17 protein-coding genes are annotated in these 17,635 nt (G+C 73.6%); 9 read left to right on the top strand and 8 right to left on the bottom strand.

From position 1 onward, the window contains the following. Positions 1–20: 20 nt before the first annotated feature. From C2865_RS37940 to C2865_RS37930, 3 genes are all read left to right on the top strand, one after another. The gene (locus C2865_RS37940; protein WP_106403613.1) at positions 21–956 is read left to right on the top strand and encodes an aldo/keto reductase; all 936 of its coding nucleotides are present in this window, start codon (positions 21–23) and stop codon (positions 954–956) included. Continuing rightward, positions 949–2,595 (top strand): helix-hairpin-helix domain-containing protein, encoded by a 1,647-nt coding sequence (locus C2865_RS37935; RefSeq protein WP_106403612.1) that lies wholly within the window; start codon positions 949–951, stop codon positions 2,593–2,595. Before C2865_RS37940 ends, C2865_RS37935 begins: the two co-directional genes overlap by 8 nt. 97 nt (positions 2,596–2,692) lie before the next feature. Then, entirely contained in the window at positions 2,693–3,367 is a 675-nt protein-coding gene (locus C2865_RS37930; RefSeq protein WP_106403611.1) for a hypothetical protein, read from the top strand. 128 nt (positions 3,368–3,495) lie between these two features. On the opposite strand, the gene fabI is transcribed toward C2865_RS37930, so the two are convergent. Next, entirely contained in the window at positions 3,496–4,284 is a 789-nt protein-coding gene (gene fabI / locus C2865_RS37925) for an enoyl-ACP reductase FabI (protein ID WP_106403610.1), read from the bottom strand. A gap of 2 nt (positions 4,285–4,286) precedes the next feature. Then, on the bottom strand, positions 4,287–4,991 hold the full coding sequence (locus C2865_RS37920; protein WP_106403609.1) for a beta-ketoacyl-ACP reductase: 705 nt from the start codon (positions 4,989–4,991) through the stop codon (positions 4,287–4,289). Positions 4,992–5,176: 185 nt separating this feature from the next. On the opposite strand from C2865_RS37920, the gene C2865_RS37915 reads away from it, so the two are divergent. Together C2865_RS37915 and C2865_RS37910 are read left to right on the top strand one after the other, a co-directional pair. Next, positions 5,177–6,673 carry a TldD/PmbA family protein gene (locus C2865_RS37915; protein WP_106403608.1) on the top strand — a complete coding sequence of 499 codons (1,497 nt, stop codon included), beginning with the start codon at positions 5,177–5,179 and terminating at the stop codon, positions 6,671–6,673. Then, complete coding sequence (locus tag C2865_RS37910; protein ID WP_232836044.1) at positions 6,670–8,019, top strand: metallopeptidase TldD-related protein; 1,350 nt, start codon at positions 6,670–6,672, stop codon at positions 8,017–8,019. Before C2865_RS37915 ends, C2865_RS37910 begins: the two co-directional genes overlap by 4 nt. On the opposite strand, the gene C2865_RS37905 is transcribed toward C2865_RS37910, so the two are convergent. Beyond that, positions 8,016–8,243 (bottom strand): dodecin, encoded by a 228-nt coding sequence (locus C2865_RS37905; protein ID WP_106403607.1) that lies wholly within the window; start codon positions 8,241–8,243, stop codon positions 8,016–8,018. The two genes, C2865_RS37910 and C2865_RS37905, sit on opposite strands and share 4 nt — an antisense overlap. A gap of 71 nt (positions 8,244–8,314) precedes the next feature. Between C2865_RS37905 and C2865_RS37900 the strand changes: the two genes are divergently transcribed. Then, positions 8,315–8,698: a DUF3099 domain-containing protein gene (locus tag C2865_RS37900; RefSeq protein ID WP_157964092.1), complete on the top strand. Its 384-nt coding sequence runs from the start codon at positions 8,315–8,317 to the stop codon at positions 8,696–8,698. A gap of 170 nt (positions 8,699–8,868) precedes the next feature. Here C2865_RS37900 and C2865_RS37895 read toward each other — a convergent pair whose 3' ends face one another. From C2865_RS37895 to C2865_RS37885, 3 genes are all read right to left on the bottom strand, one after another. Continuing rightward, entirely contained in the window at positions 8,869–9,699 is an 831-nt protein-coding gene (locus C2865_RS37895) for a universal stress protein (RefSeq protein ID WP_198653881.1), read from the bottom strand. A 27-nt stretch (positions 9,700–9,726) separates the two neighbouring features. Further along, entirely contained in the window at positions 9,727–10,581 is an 855-nt protein-coding gene (locus tag C2865_RS37890) for a universal stress protein (RefSeq protein ID WP_106403604.1), read from the bottom strand. A gap of 81 nt (positions 10,582–10,662) precedes the next feature. After that, on the bottom strand, positions 10,663–12,372 hold the full coding sequence (locus C2865_RS37885) for a sensor histidine kinase (RefSeq protein WP_106403603.1): 1,710 nt from the start codon (positions 12,370–12,372) through the stop codon (positions 10,663–10,665). A 173-nt stretch (positions 12,373–12,545) separates the two neighbouring features. Here C2865_RS37885 and C2865_RS37880 point away from each other — a divergent pair, with 173 nt between their 5' ends. Together C2865_RS37880 and C2865_RS37875 are read left to right on the top strand one after the other, a co-directional pair. Beyond that, complete coding sequence (locus C2865_RS37880) at positions 12,546–13,247, top strand: response regulator transcription factor (protein WP_106403602.1); 702 nt, start codon at positions 12,546–12,548, stop codon at positions 13,245–13,247. A 49-nt stretch (positions 13,248–13,296) separates the two neighbouring features. Continuing rightward, the gene (locus C2865_RS37875) at positions 13,297–13,752 is read left to right on the top strand and encodes a pyridoxamine 5'-phosphate oxidase family protein (RefSeq protein WP_106403601.1); all 456 of its coding nucleotides are present in this window, start codon (positions 13,297–13,299) and stop codon (positions 13,750–13,752) included. Here the strand turns inward: C2865_RS37875 and C2865_RS37870 are convergent. Together C2865_RS37870 and C2865_RS37865 are read right to left on the bottom strand one after the other, a co-directional pair. Beyond that, entirely contained in the window at positions 13,697–16,072 is a 2,376-nt protein-coding gene (locus C2865_RS37870; protein WP_106403600.1) for a phosphoketolase family protein, read from the bottom strand. The two genes, C2865_RS37875 and C2865_RS37870, sit on opposite strands and share 56 nt — an antisense overlap. Then, the gene (locus tag C2865_RS37865) at positions 16,069–17,082 is read right to left on the bottom strand and encodes an Acg family FMN-binding oxidoreductase (protein WP_198653880.1); all 1,014 of its coding nucleotides are present in this window, start codon (positions 17,080–17,082) and stop codon (positions 16,069–16,071) included. Before C2865_RS37865 ends, C2865_RS37870 begins: the two co-directional genes overlap by 4 nt. A gap of 127 nt (positions 17,083–17,209) precedes the next feature. Between C2865_RS37865 and C2865_RS37860 the strand changes: the two genes are divergently transcribed. Next, positions 17,210–17,626, top strand: a complete 417-nt coding sequence (locus tag C2865_RS37860) for a pyridoxamine 5'-phosphate oxidase family protein (protein WP_106403599.1) — start codon at positions 17,210–17,212, stop codon at positions 17,624–17,626. Positions 17,627–17,635: the final 9 nt, after the last annotated feature.

Here is a 17,635-nt window from a genome sequence, read left to right as displayed (position 1 = left end):
CGCTATAACCTGTGGATCTTATGGAGCAGCGTCAGCTCGGTCGGAGCGGTCTCATGGTGTCCCGGCTGGGACTCGGCACCATGGACTGGGGTGAGGGCACCAGACCCGAGGAGGCCGCGGCGCAGCTCACCGAGTTCGTCGACGCCGGCGGCAACCTCGTCGACACCGCGGACGTCTACGGCGGCGGGCGCAGCGAGCAGATCCTCGGCCAGCTGCTGAACACCGTCGTGGACCGCGACGACATCGTCGTGGCGACGAAGGCGGGGGTGACGCCCCGCGGCTACGACTCCTCGCGCCGGCACCTGCTGGCCGCGCTCGACCGCTCCCTGGACCGCCTCTGCCTGGACCACGTGGACCTGTGGCAGGTCCACGCGCACGACCCGGCCACCCCGTACGAGGAGACGATGGCGGCGCTGGACGAGGCCGTCGCCTCCGGCCGGACCCGCTACGTCGGGGTGTCCAACTACGGCGGCTGGCAGCTGGCGACCGCCGCGACCTGGCAGCGCGCCTGGCCGGGACGGCAGCCGATCGTCTCCGACCAGGTGGAGTACTCGCTGCTGCAGCGCGACCCCGAACGGGAGGCGGTCCCGGCGGCGCTGGACTCGGGCACCTCGATCCTGGCGTGGTCGCCGCTGGGCCGCGGCGTGCTCACCGGCAAGTACCGCACCGCGATCCCCGCGGACTCCCGCGCGGCGCGCGACCGGCTCGAGGACTTCGTGGCACCGTATCTGGGCGAGCAGAGCTCCCGGATCGTGGAGTCGGTCGCCACCGCCGCCGACGGCCTGGGCGTCACCCCGCTGGCCGTCGCCCTGGCCTGGGTGCGCGACCAGCCGGGGGTGGCCGCGCCCCTGGTCGGCGCGCGCACCGCCGCCCAGCTGCGGGCCGCCCTGCAGGCCGAGGAGCTGACCCTGCCCGACGAGATCCGCGACGCACTGGACGACGTATCCGATGTCTGAACCGACCTCCCCCTCCGCGCTGGGACTGCCCGGCGACCTCGCCGCCCGCGCCCGCGCCCACCTCGGCGAGGACGCCGAGACGCTGCTGCGCGCCGACCCGTGGGACCTGCTGCGGGTGCCGGGCGTGACGCCCGCGCAGGCCGACAGGTTCGCGTTGTCGGTGCTCCCGCCGAGCAGTCCCGCCGACCCGCAGGATCCGCGGCGCGGCCGGGCGCTGGTGGAGTTCCTGCTGGCCGAGGCCGCGCGGCGCGGCGACACCGCGCTGCCGGGCGAGGAGGTGGTCGAGGCGCTGCGCGGGCTGCGCATCGCCGACCCGAACGCGGCGGTGAACGCGGCGCTGGACGAGGCGCGGGTCATGCTGTTCGAGGTGGAGCCCGAACTCCCCGACGTCTTCGACGAGTCGATGGAGGACCTGCCCGACGCGCAGCAGTGGCTGGCGCTGGCCCGGTACGGGCTGGCCGAGGAGACCGTCGCCGAGGGCGTGGAGCGGCTGGCCGCCACCGCGCCGCCGCTCGAGGCCGCCCCCGGCGCCCCGGAGCACGGCGAGGCGGCGCGCCAGGCGCTCTTCCACGGCGTGAGCGTCGTGACGGGACCCGCGGGCTCGGAGGACGGCCTGATCGCCGATCTGCGGGCGCTGGAGCCGTCCCTGCCCGTCCCCGTGACGGTGGCCGCGGCCACCGCGACGGCGGCCGCGCGCCACGAGGGCGCGGTGAGCCTGCACCGGCTCCTGGAGGCGCGTGAGGGCCTCGGCGGGCTCGGATACGCCCGGGGCGAGCAGTGGCCGCTGGAGCCCGGCGTGCTGGTGGTGGCGGGCGCGGAGGCGCTCGACGTGGAGCTGGCCGCCGCGCTGGTGGAGGCGTGCCCCGACGGCATGCACCTGGTGCTGGCGGGCGACCCGGACGGACTGGCCTCCTACCGGCCGGGCCGGGTGCTGGCCGACCTCGTCGAGGCGCAGGCGGTGCCCGTCACCCCGGTGCCGCCGAGGGGCGGCCCGCTGGCGGAGCTCGCCGAGGGCGTGCGCGCGGGCGGGCTGCGCCGGGTGGAGGCGCCGGGCAAGGAGGTCGTGGTGGTCACGGCCGCCGACGGGCGCGAGGCCGCCCACCGGGTGGGCCAGCTGCTGGCCGATTCCATCCCGCGGGCGCTGGGCATCGGCGCCGAGGACGTCCAGGTGCTCACCCCGGGCCCGGCGGGGACGGCGGCGCTCAACGCCGCGCTGAAGGCGCGGCTGAACCCCGGTCCGGGCGTGTGCGGCGGTTTCGACGCCGGGGACCGGGTGGTGGTGGCGGTGCCGTTCGCCGAGGCCGCCGCGGGCGAGACGGGGACGGTCACCGAGGCCTCCCCCGAAGGGCTGACGGTCCGGTTCCCCGACGCGGTGGCGCACGTTCCCGCCGCTTCGCTGCCGCGGTTGCGGGCGGGCTGGGCGATCCCGGTCCAGCAGGCGGCCGGCACCCGATGGCCGGCCGTCGTGGCGGTCTTCCCGGCGGCCGCGGGCCTGTCGCGCCCGCTGGTGCTGACCGCGTTCACCCGGGCGCTGGAGCACCTGTCGGTGGTGACGGCGGCGGGGCCGGGACTCGCCGGATCGCTCACTGACTTTGCCCCGGTTAAGAGACAGACGAGACTGATGTCTCTTTTTTCCTAGAACGCCATTCGTTTTTTCTCTTTGTCAAGACGTGACTCCACCGCCATTGATCCGTTAAACAAGGACAGAGCGACACCACCCCCGGGCAAGGAGGAGCATGCTTCCAGGACGATTCCCCGTCCGCCGGCTGGGCGCGGCCTCCCTCGCGCTGTCGGCCGGCGTGCTGATGGTCTTCGCCGCGCCCGCGCCCACCGCGGCCGCCGAACCCCGAAAGTGCGTGAAGGGACACGACCCCCAGTCCTCGATGAAGGACATCGAGTGCCAGTTCCACAACAACGTCGAGGCGATCAAGAACAAGATCGACGAGGCGAACGGCAAGGAGACCGAGAAACCGGCAGACAAGGCCGAGAGCGACAAGAGCGATAAGGGCGACAAGGGTTCCACCGCGGCGAACAAGCCCAAGAAACCCAAGAAGCCCGCGAAACCCTCCGGTCCCCGCAACAGCCCCCCGATCGCCCCCCAGACCAGCGTCCGGGCGCCCTCGGGATTCACGGTCCAGCCGCCGAAGAACCCCGGCGTCCGGCCCCCGGAGTCCGTGGCCGACGCGCTGCCCGAGCAGCCGCAGGTCGCCGACGCCCCGCAGGCCGAGCCGGTGCTCGCCCTGCCCGAGACCCACCTGGTCGCGCCCGTCGCGGCCACCCGGCCCCTCGAAGGCGACTCCGCGCGGGCCATGTGGGCGGCAGGGGCCTCCGCGGCCATCACCGCGGTGGTGATGGGCCAGTTCAGCCTCATCGGCTCGCGGCTGCGCCGCAGGGCCCGCGGGAGCCGCTGAGAAGCGCACGCAGCGCCGAAAGGCCCCGGACGTCGGAGCGTCCGGGGCCTTTCGGTGCGGGGCGAACACGGCGGAACACGGGGCTCCCGCGACCGTCCGCGGTCCGGGGCCGGCCCCGGACCGGCGGGTCAGTCGAACTGGCCGCCCATGGCGTGCACGCCGCCGTCGACGTGGACGATCTCGGCGGTGGTCGCCGGGAACCAGTCCGACAGCAGCGCGACCGTCGCCTTGGCCGTGGGCACCACGTCGGTGATGTCCCAGCCCAGCGGCGCCGACTTGCTCCAGCCCTCGGTGATGCCCTCGAAGCCCGGGATGTTCTTGGCGGCCATCGTCTTGATCGGGCCGGCCGCCACCAGGTTGAAGCGGATGCCCTCCTTGCCCAGGTAGCGGGCGAGGTAGCGGTTGGTGGACTCCAGACCCGCCTTGGCCACGCCCATCCAGTCGTAGACCGGCCAGGCGGCGCGCGCGTCGAAGGTCAGGCCCACGACCGAGCCGCCGTCCTTCATCAGCGGCAGGCACGCCATCGTCAGCGACTTCAGCGAGTACGCCGAGATCTGGACGGCCGTCGCCACGTCCTCCCACTTGGTGTTGAGGAAGTTGCCGCCGAGCGCGTCCTGCGGCGCGAAGCCGATGGAGTGCACCACGCCGTCGACCCGGTCCCAGCCCAGCGCGCGCAGCTGCGCCTCCAGGCCGCCCAGGTGCTCCTCGTTGGTGACGTCCAGCTCGATGACCGCCGGCGGGTCGTCGGGGCCGCTGGGCAGCTTCTTGGCGATGCGCTGGGTCAGCGTCGGCCGGGGGAACGCGGTGAGGACCACGTTCGCGCCCTGCTCCTGCGCGATCCGCGCCACGTGGAAGCCGATCGAGGCGTCGGTCAGGACGCCCGTCACCAGGATGTTCTTGCCCTCGAGGATGCCCATGCTCAGTGCCCCATTCCCAGTCCGCCGTCCACCGGGATCACGGCCCCGGTGATGTAGGCGGCGTCGTCGCTCGCGAGGAACCTGACCACCTTGGCGATCTCCTCGGGCTCCGCCTGCCGCTTCAGCGGGATGTTCTGCTTGATCGTTTCCTGCAGCTTGTCGTCGAGCACCGCGGTCATGTCCGTGTTCACGAAGCCGGGTGCCACGACGTTGGCGGTGATGTTGCGCGAACCCAGCTCGCGGGCGAGGGATCGGGCCATGCCCACCATGCCCGCCTTGGACGCCGCGTAGTTGGCCTGCCCGCCCGAGCCGGAGAGGCCGACCACCGAGGAGATGAAGACCATCCGGCCGCGGCGCATCTTCATCATGCCCTTCACGGCGCGCTTGGCGACCCGGAAGGAGCCGGTGAGGTTGGTGTCCAGGACCGAGGTGAACTTCTCCTCGCTCATCAGCGCCAGCAGCTGGTCCTGGGTGACGCCGGCGTTGGCGACGACGACCTCGACCGGGCCCTGCTCGGCCTCGATCTTGCCGAAGGCGTTGTCGACGTCCTCCCAGCTCGTGACGTCGCACTTCACCGCGAAGAGGCCTTCCGGCGGTTCGCCCGACCGGTAGGTGACGGCCACGGCGTCCCCCGCGGCCTGCAACTCCCGGGCGATCGCGAGTCCGATGCCGCGGTTTCCGCCGGTGACCAGGACTGAGCGCGCCATGCGCTGCACCTCCGTGTGGGTTTGTGGGTAGCGAACGTCACATCGCGGCACGAGGTTACCGGTCCGGGGGCCGCGTGTCGGGTGTCGAGATCCACAAGATTCCGGCGGGTGTTCTTGTGCGCGCGGGGCCGCGGGCCCGGCAAACCCGGTGCCGGGCCGGGGCGGGTGCGGATAGGTTCGAATCCGTGCATGAAATCGATCCGGCTTTCACCGCGCTCCCCCTCCGCGTCCTCGCGGACGCCGCGCTGTCCCGGGCACGGGAGCTGGGGGCCTCCCACGCCGACTTCCGGCTGGAGCGCATCCGCAGCCAGTCCCTGCGCCTGAAGGACGGCGCCCTGGAGACCTCACTGGAAACCGACGACATCGGCCTGTCGGTCCGGGTCGTCAAGGACGGCACCTGGGGGTTCGCCTCGGGCATCGACCTGACCCCCGAGGCCGCCGCCGGGCTGGCCGGGCAGGCGGTCGCCGTCGCCCGGGTGGCGGGCGCCATCAACCGCGAGCCCGTCGAGCTGGCGCCCGAACCGGCGCACGGCGAGCAGACCTGGGTGTCGTCCTACGAGATCGACCCGTTCGCGATCCCGTCCGCCGAGAAGGTCGAGCTGCTGGGCGAGTGGTCGCGGCGGCTGCTGGCGGCGGGCGTGGACCACGTGGACGCCTCCCTGCTGCAGGTGAAGGAGAACAAGTTCTTCGCCTCCCTGGAGGGCACCGTCACCACCCAGCAGCGTGTCCGGGTGCACCCGCAGCTGACCGCCGTGCGGGTCGCCCAGGGCGCGTTCGACACGATGCGCACGCTGGCGCCGCCGGCCGGACGCGGCTGGGAGTACCTCACCGGCACCGGCTGGGACTTCGACGCCGAGCTGGCCGAGATCCCCTCGCTGCTGGCCGAGAAGCTCGCCGCGCCGTCGGTGGAGGCGGGCTCCTACGACGTGGTCGTCGACCCGTCGAACCTGTGGCTGACCATCCACGAGTCGATCGGGCACGCCACCGAGCTGGACCGGGCGCTGGGCTACGAGGCCGCCTACGCCGGGACGTCGTTCGCCACCCCCGACAAGCTCGGGAGGCTCCAGTACGGCTCGCCCGTCCTGAACGTCACCGGCGACCGCACCGCCGAGCACGGCCTGGCCACCATCGGGTTCGACGACGAGGGCGTGGCGACCCAGGAGTGGGACATCGTCACCGGGGGGCTGTTCACCGGCTACCAGACCGACCGGCGCATCGCCCACCTGACGGGCCGGGAGCGCTCGAACGGCTGCGCCTTCGCCGACTCCCCCGCCAGCACCCCCATCCAGCGGATGGCGAACGTGTCGATCAGGCCCGCGCCCGGCGGCCCCTCCACCGAGGAGCTGATCTCCCGGGTCGAGAACGGCGTCTACATCGTCGGCGACAAGAGCTGGTCGATCGACATGCAGCGCCACAACTTCCAGTTCACCGGCCAGCGCTTCTTCCGCATCCGCGGCGGCCGCCTGGACGGCCAGCTGCGCGACGTCGCCTACCAGGCCACCACCACCGACTTCTGGAACTCCATGGAGGCCGTGGGCGGCCCGCAGACGTACGTGCTGGGCGGCGCGTTCAACTGCGGCAAGGGCCAGCCCGGCCAGGTCGCGCCGGTCAGCCACGGCTGCCCGTCCGCCCTGTTCCGGGGCGTCAACATCCTCAACGCGCTCAAGGAGGCCGGCAAGTGAGGCCACAGGAAGCGGTCGAGCGCGCTCTCGACCTGTCGACGACCAGCGACTGCATGGTCATCGCCGAGGAGTCCAGCTCCGCCAACCTGCGCTGGGCGGGCAACACCCTGACCACCAACGGCGTGGGCCGCTCCCGGCGGCTGACGGTGATCGCCGTCCAGGACGGCTCGGTCGGCGTGGTCTCCCGCGCGGGGGCGGGCGCCGATGAGCTGCCCGACCTGGTCAAGGCCGCCGAGGAGCAGGCCCGCGGCGCCGAGCCCGCCGAGGACGCCGCGCCGCTGCCGGCCGGGGCCGTCGCGGGCGACTGGGACGCCGAACCGGCGGTCACCGACATCTCGGTGTTCTCCTCCTTCGCCCCGGCGCTGGGCGAGCAGTTCGCGGCCGCGCAGGCGGCGGGCAGCAGGCTCTACGGCTTCGCCGAGCACCAGCTGACCTCCGCCTACCTGGGCTCCTCCACCGGCCTGCGGCTGCGCCACGACCAGCCGACGGGAAGGCTGGAGCTCAACGCCAAGAACGACGACAGCTCCGCCTGGACGGGGGCCGGCACCCGCGACTTCACCGATCTGGACGTGCCGGGCCTGGGCGCCGAGCTGGAGCGCCGCCTGGGCTGGGGGCGGCGCCGCCTGGACCTGCCCGCCGGGCGCTACGAGACGCTGCTGCCGCCCAGCGCCGTCTCCGACCTGATGATCTACCTGTACTGGACGGCAGGGGCGCGCGACGCGCACGAGGGCCGCACGGTCTTCAGCTCCCACCCCGTCGGCTCGCGGCTCTCGCCGCTGCCGCTGCGGCTGTACAGCGACCCGCACGCGCCCGGCATGGAGTGCGCCCCGTTCGTGCTGGCCCACGCCTCCGGCCGCGACACGTCGGTGTTCGACAACGGCCTGGCGCTGGGCGCCACGGACTGGATCTCCGGCGGGGAGGTCGCCGCGCTGACCCAGACCCGGCACTCGGCGGGGCTCACCGGGCGGCCGGTCACCCCGGCCGTCGACAACCTCATCATGGAGGGCGCCCCCGGCGGCGCCACCCTCGAGGAGATGGTGGCGCGCACCGAGCGCGGGCTGCTGCTGACCTGCCTGTGGTACATCCGCGAGGTGGACCCGCAGAGCCTGCTGCTGACCGGCCTCACCCGCGACGGCGTCTACCTGGTGGAGAACGGCGAGATCACCGGCGAGGTCAACAACTTCCGGTTCAACGAGAGCCCGGTGGACCTGCTGTCCCGGGTGACCGAGACCGGCCGCACCGAGCGGACCCTGCCGCGCGAGTGGTCGGACTACTTCACCCGCGCGGCCATGCCGGCCCTGCGCGTGCCGGACTACAACATGTCCACGGTGAGCCGGGCGTCCTAACCCTCGCCGGGTTCGGGCTCCTCGAGGCGGAAGCCCACTTTCAGGGTGACCTGGAAGTGGGCCACCTCGCCGTTCTCCACCTGGCCGCGCAGTTCGGTGGCCTCGAACCAGTCCAGATTCCGCAGGGTGGCCGCGGCGCGGCCGATGCCGTTCCTGATCGCCTGCTCGACCCCGTCGGGGGAAGTGCCGACGATCTCGGTCACCCGGTAGGTGTGGTTGCTCATCTGCTCCTCCTGAAAGCCGTTGCCCTCCCCCTACCCAGCGGGCCGTCCGGATGTCGCCTAACGTGGAGGGCGTGAGGGCACTTTCCCGTCGGAAGACCACCGTCTACACCGTTACCGATGCCTCCCGGCCCCTGTCGGAGGACGTCGACGAACGCCAGCGCCACTACCTGATCTCCATGGGCGTCCGGATGGCCTGCCTCGTCCTGGCCGTGGTCCTGTGGGGCCGGGTCCACCCGGTGCTGCTGGGGCTGCTGCTGGTCGGCGCCATCCTGCTGCCCTACACCGCCGTCGTCTTCGCCAACGGCGGGCGCAAACCCCCGCCGGGCGGCGGTCCCGCCGAGCTCTTCGAGGGCCGGGCGATCTCCGCGCCCCCGCCGCCTCCCCAGGCGTTCCGGCGGGATTCCCCGGCGGCGGATCCGGCGGATTCCAGCGTCCCTTCAGAAACCAGTCCGTGACTATCTCTTGACTAACCCCGGGGGGGTTCGGTGTACGATTTGTACCTGGCGCTCCGGTCCCCCGTCGGGGCGCCCGTGCCGGTGTTCCGGGCCCCCGTCGGAACACCGATGTGCGGCGCAGGGAGGGTTGCCCCCGTATCCTCCCTGCGCCGCTTTCCTTTTCCCCGCCCTCAGCCCTCGCCGGGCTCGGCGACGACGACCACGGGGCAGGCCGAGTGGTGCAGCACCGCGTGGCCGACCCGGCCCGGCATCGCGCCGAGGCCCGGCCTGCGTCTGCGGGCCCCCAGCACCAGCAGCGCGGCCTCCTCGGACGCCTCGACGAGCGCGCGTGCGGGGGTCGTCTCGGCCAGCACGTATTCCACCGCCACGTCGGGGTGATCGCTCACCCGCCCGGCCAGCGCCTCCGACAGCTCCATCTGCTCGCCGATGCGCTGGCCGGGCGCCCCGAAGCCGCCCACCGCGTGCAGGGCCGCCAGCGGCGCCCCGCGCAGGTCGGCCTCGGCGAAGGCCCAGCCGATCGCCGCGGACTCCCGGTGCCGCTCGTCGACGCCCAGCACGATGCGGTCGCCGCGCTCGCGCTCCCCGCCGCGCGGCACCACCACGACGGGGCAGTGCCCGTGTGCCGCCACGTGCAGCCCCACCGAGCCCAGCAGCAGCCGTTCGAACCCGCCGGCGCCCCGGGTACCGACCACGACCATCAGCGCCGTCCTGCTGAGCTCCGTCAGCACCTGCGCCGGGTCGTCGGCCTCCAGCTTCAGCTCGACCCGCAGTTCCGGCAGGCCCCGCAGGAGTCCCTCGCGGGTCGACTCCAGCAGCCGCCACCGCTCCTCCCGCAGCCGCTCGAGCGCCTCCCTCCCGAGCATGCTCCCGGGTTCCAGCAGCCTGCTGGCGTGCGTCAGCAGCAGCGGCGCCCTGCGGAGGGCGGCCTCGGCCGCCGCCCACTCCAGCGCCGCCGACGCCCCCGAAGAGCCGTCCACGCCCACCACGATCGTTTCGTTCACGATGTCGACGTCCATGCGGGCCGGCCGTCAGACCGGAACGATCACGACGGGGCAGCGGGCGTGGTGGAGCACGGCGTGGCCGACCGAGCCGAGGAGGAGGCTGCCCAGGGAGCCTCTCCCGTGCGTGCCCACCACCAGCAGGTCGGCGTCGGCGGAGGACTCGCTCAGGACCGCGGCGGGGTGCGCGTTGACGATCTCCTCGGCGACCTTGACGTCGGGGTAGCGGACCCGCCAGGACTCCAGCAGCTCGGTGAGGCGGTCCAGGGGGTCGACGAAGGAGGGGTCCTCGGCCGCCTGGCGGGCGAAGGTGTCGGTGACGTCCCAGGCGTGCACGGCCCTCAGCCGCGAGCCGCGGCGGCGGGCGGCCTCGAAGGCGTAGGTGAGGGGGCCGGTCGGGTCGTGGTCGAAGGCCACGCCCACCACGATCTCGCCGCGGCGGGTCGCCGGCTCGCCCCGCACCACCACCACGGGCCGGGCGGCGTGCCCGGCCACCCGCAGGGTGGTGGAGCCCAGCAGCAGCTCGGCGAACCGGCCCCGCCCCCGGCTGCCGAGCACCAGCTCGCCGCCCCGCTCGGCGAGCAGGCGCAGCGCCCGGACGGTCTCGCCCTGGATGTTCTCGGTCTGCACGGTCAGTTCGGGGCGGCCCTTCGCGGCCAGCGCGGCGGCCTCGTCGAGGATCTCCCGGGACTCCACCGCCCGTGCCTCGTCGGCCATCGGCGGCGGGATGTCGGGCAGGCCCAGCGTCCACGGCTCCTGCACGTGGACGATGCGCAGCGGGCGGCCCGTGCGCAGGGCCTCGTCGGCGGCCCAGGCCACCGCGGCGTGCGAGGCGGGCGAACCGTCGGTGCCGACGATCACCGGCTCCGGGGAAATCTCGTTCATACCCCGAGACTGCTCCTCCCCTCCCCCGCACGCGAGGCACGGAGGTCACGGCGGGCAGGGACCTTCGTCCCGCCTCGCCGGTCAGCGCAGGGGTACCCGCCACAGCAGGACGGTGCCGCCGCCCTCGCGGTCCCTCAGCTCCAGGAAGCCGCCCAGGGCCTCGGCGCGCGCGGCCATGTTCTTCAGGCCGCTGCGCCTGCCGCCGGGCGGGATGCCGCAGCCGTCGTCCTCGACCCGCAGGACGAGGTCGTCGCGGACGTCCAGGACGACCTCGACGCGGCCCGCCCCGGCGTGCCTGGCCACGTTGGACAGCGCCTCGGAGACCACCGCGACGAGCTGCTCGCCGATCTGGGGGTCGACGTCGGTGTCGAGGAGCCCGTCGAACCGGACGGAGGGCGCGAAGCCCAGGAGCCCGGTGAAGTCGTCGACGACCGAGTGCAGCCGGCTGCGCAGGCTCTCGGCGTCCGGCTCGACCTGGAGGGCGAAGATCGTGGAGCGGATCTGCCGGATGGTCTCGTCCAGGTCGTCCACCGAACGCTGGATGCGGCGCCGCACGTCGGGCCGGTCGGCGAGCTTCCCGGCGCTCATCAGGGTCATGGCGGTGGCGAACAGCCGCTGGATCACGGTGTCGTGCAGGTCCTTGGCGATGCGGTCGCGGTCCTCCAGCAGCGACAGGCGCTCCAGGTCGCGCCGCCGGTCGGCCAGCTCCATCGCGACCGCGGCCTGCCCCGCGAACGGCTCCAGCAGCCGCTGGGTGACCTCGGTGAAGGCGGCGCCGCCCGCGGCGTTGGCCACCGCGAGCACGCCGCGGGCCGAGCCGCCGCGGCCCAGCGGGACCAGCAGGGCGGGCCCGATCGGCAGCTCCACGCAGATGGCGTCCCCGGGGGCCGCCTCCCGGGCGTCGGCGACCAGCAGGCACCTGTCGTGCTCGTGCACCTCGGCGCCCAGGGCGCCCTCGAACGGCAGCCGCAGGCCGCGGATGCGCTCGGCGCCGCGCCCGGCGGCGGCCGCCACCACGAACTCCCCGGCCACCTCGTCGGCGGTCGCGACGAAGGCCAGGTCGGCGTCGCAGATCTCCCTGGCCCGGTCGGCGACCAGGCCGCCCACCTCGTCGGGGGCGGTGCCCGACAGCAGCGCGGTGGAGATCTCGGTCAGCGCCTGCTGCCAGCGCTCCCGGCGGCGGGTCTCCTCGTACAGGCGGGCGTTCTCGATGGCGACGCCCGCCGCGGTGGCCAGCGCGGTGAGCACCACCTCGTCCTGCTCGTCGAACTCCCCGCCGTCGCGCTTCTCGGCCAGGTAGAGGTTGCCGAACACCTCGTCGCGCACCCGGATGGGCACGCCGAGGAAGCGGTGCATCGGCGGGTGGTTGGCGGGGAAGCCCGCCGATTCCGGGTGGGCGCCCAGGTCGGCCAGGCGCAGCGGGCGCGGCTCCTTGATCAGCAGGCCGAGGATGCCGCCGCCGTGCGGCCAGTGCCCGATGGCGGCGATCTCCTCGTCGGTGACGCCGACGGTGACGAACTCCGCGAGGCTGTCGCCGCCGTCGCCGATCACCCCGAGCGCGCCGTATCTGGCCTCCACCAGGGTGGTGGCGGCCTCGGTGATGCGGCGCAGCACGGTGCCCAGGTCGAGGTCGCTGCCGATGGAGACCACGGCCTCCAGCAGGGAGTGCACCCGGTCGCGGGTGGAGCGCGCGGCCTCCAGGCGGGACTGCAGCTCGCTCAGCAGATCGTCCAGCCGCAGCTGCGGCAGGATCAGCCGGGCCCGGTCCCCGTGCCGGAAATCGCCCTCCACGTTCGCGGCCCCTCCTGGATGAACGCCCTGGTCACACGGTCGGAGCGGCCCGGCCGCGGCGGCGGGCCCGCAGGGACCTTGGTCCCGCGTTCCCGGGCCTTCGGCCGTTGTCACAGGACGGACGCCCCGATACCTTCAGCAGCAACATACCGTCCGAGGAAGAAGGCCATTCCGTGACCCAGGTCACCCACGGCGCCAAGATCCGCGTTTTCCTGCTCGACGACCACGAGGTGGTGCGCAAGGGCGTCGCCGCGCTGCTGGAGGCCGAGGGGGACATCGAGATCGTGGGGGAGGCCTCCTCCGCGGCCCAGGCGCTGGCCCGCATCCCCGCCTCGGCGCCGGACGTGGCGGTGCTGGACGTGCGGCTGCCCGACGGCGACGGGGTGAGCGTGTGCCGGGAGATCCGGGCGCAGCTGCCGCAGGTGGCGTGCCTGATGCTCACCTCCTTCTCGGACGAGGAGGCGTTGTTCGACGCGGTGATGGCGGGGGCGTCCGGGTACGTCCTCAAGCAGATCCACGGCTCGGACCTGGTGGGCGCGGTGCGCACCGTGGCGTCCGGCCAGTCGCTGCTGGACCCGCGCTCCACCAGCCAGATGCTGCAGCGGCTGCGCGAGCGGGAGAGCCGCAAGGACCCGCTGGCCGCGCTGTCGGACCAGGAGCGCCAGATCCTCGAGCTGATCGGCGAGGGCCTGACCAACCGGCAGATCGGCGAGCGCATGTTCCTGGCCGAGAAGACGGTGAAGAACTACGTCTCCAATCTCTTCGCCAAGCTGGACATGCGCCGGCGCACCCAGGCCGCGGCGTTCGCCGCCCAGCTCAAGGCGTCGCGGGCCCCCGCCGACCGGGAACGCCACGGCGAGGGGCAGCCGGGATAGGGACCTTCGCCCCTACGAGCCCGCGGGCGCGGGGAGCAGGATGGCGGCCATGCCCTTGGATGCCGGAGGCCTGGAGATACTCGGGGACGACGAGTGCCTGGCCCTCCTCCAGACCACCCCCGTGGGCCGGATCGTCTTCACCCACCAGGCCCTGCCCGCCGTCCAGCCGGTGAACTACGCCATGGACGGCGCGGACGTCATCATCCGCACCTCGCCGGGTTCGAAGCTGGCGGCCGCCGCGCGCAGCGCGGTGGTGGCCTTCGAGATCGACGACTACGACGCCCGGAGCCGCACCGGCTGGTCGGTGGTGCTGGTGGGGCAGGCGCGGCGGGTGGACGACCCCGCCGAGGCGGCGGCGCTGGCCGGGCTGGACCTGTGGCCGTGGGTGCCCGGCGGCCGGGAGGAGTTCATCCGCATCTCCCCCCGGCTGTGCTCGGGCCGCCGCATCCTCACGTCCCCGGCACCGGCCGGTCCGGCTGATCGGGCCGGTAGTTCCAGCCGCTGACCAGCGGGTCGTCCTCGCCGTGCGCGCGGGTGTAGGCGCGGCAGCGCAGCCGCTCGTCGGCCATCCGCTGGCGCAGCGGCGCGACCTTCCCGCCCAGGCCCGGCACCCGGTCGATGACGTCCATGACCAGGTGGAAGCGGTCGAGGTCGTTGAGCATCACCATGTCGAACGGGGTCGTGGTGGTGCCCCTCTCCTTGTAGCCGCGCACGTGCAGGTTGGCGTGCCCGTGCCTGCGGTAGGTCATCCGGTGCACCAGCCACGGGTAGCCGTGGAAGGCGAAGATGACCGGCTTGTCGGTGGTGAACAGGGCGTCGAACTCCGCGTCGCTCAGCCCGTGCGGGTGCTCCGACGGCGGCTGCAGGCGCAGCAGGTCGACCACGTTGACCACGCGGACGCGCAGTTCGGGCAGGTACTTGGCGAGGAGGCGGGCGGCGGCGAGGGTCTCCAGCGTCGGGATGTCGCCGGCGCAGGCCAGGACGACGTCGGGGTCGGCGCCCCCGCCGGTGCTCGCCCACTCCCAGACGCCGATGCCGCGGGCGCAGTGCACGACGGCATCGTCCATCGGCAGCCACACCGGGGCCTCCTGCTTGCCCGCGACGATGACGTTCACCACGTCCTTCGTGCGCAGGCAGTGGTCCGCCACGGCCAGCAGGGTGTTGGCGTCCGGCGGCAGGTAGACCCCGACGACCTCGGGCCGCTTGTTGAGGACGACGTCCAGGAAGCCCGGGTCCTGGTGGGTGAAGCCGTTGTGGTCCTGGCGCCACACGTGCGAGGACAGCAGGTAGTTCAGCGCGGCGATCGGCCGCCGCCAGGGCAGTTCGCGGGAGGCCTCCAGCCATTTGGCGTGCTGGTTGAACATGGCGTCGACGATGTGCACGAACGCCTCGTAGGTGTTGAACAGGCCGTGCCTCCCGGTCAGCAGGTAGCCCTCCAGCCAGCCCTGGCACAGGTGTTCGCTGAGCACCTCCATGACCTGGCCGTGCTCGGCGAGGTGCTCGTCGGTGGGCAGCAGCTCGCCGCGCCAGACCCGGTCGGTGCGTTCGAAGACCGCCGACAGCCGGTTGGAGGCGGTCTCGTCGGGCCCCATGATGCGGAAGCTCGTGCGGTTGGCCGCGACCACCTCGCGCAGGTAGCCGCCGAGCACCCCGGTGGCCCCGGCCTGGACCATGCCGTGCTCGGGCACGGCCACCGCGTAGTCGCGGAAGTCGGGCAGGTCGAGGGGGCGCAGCAGCAGCCCGCCGTTGGCCCTGGGGTTGGCGCTCATCCTGCGGTCCCCCGCCGGGCTCTGCGCCAGGATCCGCGGCACCGGGGCGCCGCCGGAGTCGAAGAGCTCCTCGGGCCGGTAGGAGCGCAGCCACGCCTCGAGCTGCGCCAGCTGCCCGGGTTCGGTGCGGGGCGCCTTCAACGGGATCTGGTGGGCGCGCCAGGTGCCCTCCACCAGCACGCCGTCCACCTTGCGGGGGCCGGTCCAGCCCTTGGGGGTGCGCAGGACGATCATCGGCCAGGCGGGCCTGCCGTGGTCGCCGCCCGAGCGCGCGGCCTCCTGGATCCCGGCGATGTCGTCCAGGGCGCGGTCCAGGGCGCGGGCCATCAGCCGGTGCATCTCGGCCGGGTCGTCGCCGCTCACCAGGTACGGGCGGTGGCCGTAGCCCTCCATGAGGGCGAGCAGCTCCCCCTCGGGGATGCGGGCCAGCACCGTCGGGTTGGCGATCTTGTAGCCGTTGAGGTGGAGGATCGGCAGCACCGCGCCGTCCCTGACCGGGTCGAGGAACTTGTTGGAGTGCCAGCTCGCCGCCAGCGGCCCCGTCTCGGCCTCGCCGTCGCCGACGACGCAGGCCACCGTCAGGCCGGGGTTGTCGAACGCCGCGCCGTAGGCGTGGGCCAGGGAGTAGCCGAGCTCGCCGCCCTCGTGGATGGAGCCGGGCGTCTCGGGGGCGGCGTGCGACGGGATGCCGCCGGGGAAGGAGAACTGCCGGAAGAGCCGCGCCATGCCCCGCTCGTCCTGGGAGACGTGCGGGTAGATCTCGCTGTAGGTGCCGTCGAGCCAGGCGCTGGCCACCGCGGAGGGCCCGCCGTGGCCGGGGCCCATCACGAACATCATGTCCAGGTCGCGCCGCCGGATCGCCCGGTTCAGGTGGGCGTAGCAGAAGTTCAGGCCCGGGGAGGTCCCCCAGTGCCCGAGCAGGCGCGGCTTGATGTGCTCGGGCCGCAGGGGTTCGCGCAGCAGCGGGTTGTCCAGGAGGTAGATCTGCCCGGCGGAGAGGTAGTTCGCCGCCCGCCACCAGGCGTCCAGGGTGTCCAGTTCGTCCGGTTCGCTCATGCTTCCTCGTCGGTGAGTTCCTCGGGTCTCCTGCGTACCGTTCCCAGAGTCGCGGTGGGCTCACCCAACCGGAGCAGGACCTGGGGGTGTCCTCCGTGACACAGGCGGACGCGGATGAGGGTGCGCAGTTCGGGTATCTCCAGCGGCTGGGTGTGCAGCGCCGCCGCCAGCCCCTCGGCCGAGGCGTGCAGCAGCATGCGCTGCAGGCCCTGGCCGGCGGCCAGCCAGTCGGCGCGCCCGTCGCCGCGGGTGGTGACGATCGCGACCACCCCCGTGATGCCGGATTCGGCCGACGGCTCCTCGGGCGCGCCCCACGGGCGGCCCTGCGCGAAGTCGCGCGCCGCGAAGTGCGGGTCGGTGAACACGTCCTCGGCCGGGTAGGAGCGGTCGACCATGCCCTCGTGGCGGTGGCGGCCCGGCGGCGGCGCCCAGCGCGCCGCCTCCGCCTGGTGCTCGGGGTCCAGGCGCTGGAGCTGCTCGGCCACCTCGGTGAAGGCGGCCAGCGCGCGCCGCTCCCTGGCGTCGGACACCAGGAGCAGCTCCGCGCCCTCCCGGTGGACCTCCTCGCGCAGCGCGGTCAGCGCGCCGGTGGCCACGACGGCCTGCCTGAAGGGGCCGCGGTGGCTGCGCCGCTCCCTCACCTGCCGGTACAGCCGCTCGATCGCCATCAGGGCGCCCGGCTCGACCCGCGCGGCGGGGTCGATGACGAGGTCGGCGAGCAGGCCGGGCCGGTCGGGTTCGGGCAGCGTCCGCACCCGCGGCTCGAACCCCTGCGCCTGGACGGCCAGGCGCAGGGTGAACAGGGCCGCGCCGCAGCTGACGAGCATCTCCCGGCCGTCGGGGTCGGCGATGTCCAGCCGCCGCTCGGAGTCGGAGTGCAGGCTGATGCGCGCGCCGCCGTCCCCGTGGTCGCAGGTGCCGAACCACCACGGCTGGGTGTTGTGCACGGACGGCGCCCACACCGCGGCCTCGATGGCGGCGCGCACGATCCCCTCGACGTCGGTTCTCACCGTCTCAGCACACCATCGCGGGCACGGCCGCGACAGGGACCAAGGTCCGCCGCCGCACCGACCAACGCTCGCCGTCCGGGACCTTCGGCTCTGCACCGGGCGGCGCCGCGCGTCCCACGATGATTCCATGGAAGTCGACGCTCATGGACTCGAAGTGCTGGACCAGCGGGAGTGCCTGCGGCTGCTGTCCTCCGTCCCGGTCGGCAGGGTCGCCTTCACCGACCGGGCGCTGCCGGCGATCCAGCCCGTCAACTTCGTGCTGGACGGCTCGGACGTCATCCTGCGGACGGGTGTCGGCAGCAAGCTCGGCCTGGCCATCCGGCGCGCGGTCGTGGCCTTCGAGGCCGACGACTTCGACCCCGAGGTGCGCAGCGGCTGGTCGGTGACGCTGATCGGCGAGGCCAGGGCCGTCACCGACCCGGCCGAGGCCGAGCGGCTGTCCCGGCTCCCGCTGCCCGCCTGGGCGCCCGGCCCCCGCGACCGCTACATCCGCATCTTTGGCCGGTACGTGTCGGGCCGCAGGATCAACGCCGTGGCCGCCTGAGCCCCCGCC

It is taken from the genome of Actinocorallia populi (assembly GCF_002995495.1).
GTDB lineage: Bacteria > Actinomycetota > Actinomycetes > Streptosporangiales > Streptosporangiaceae > Actinocorallia > Actinocorallia populi.
This window is presented reverse-complemented; position numbering and strand designations above follow the sequence as displayed.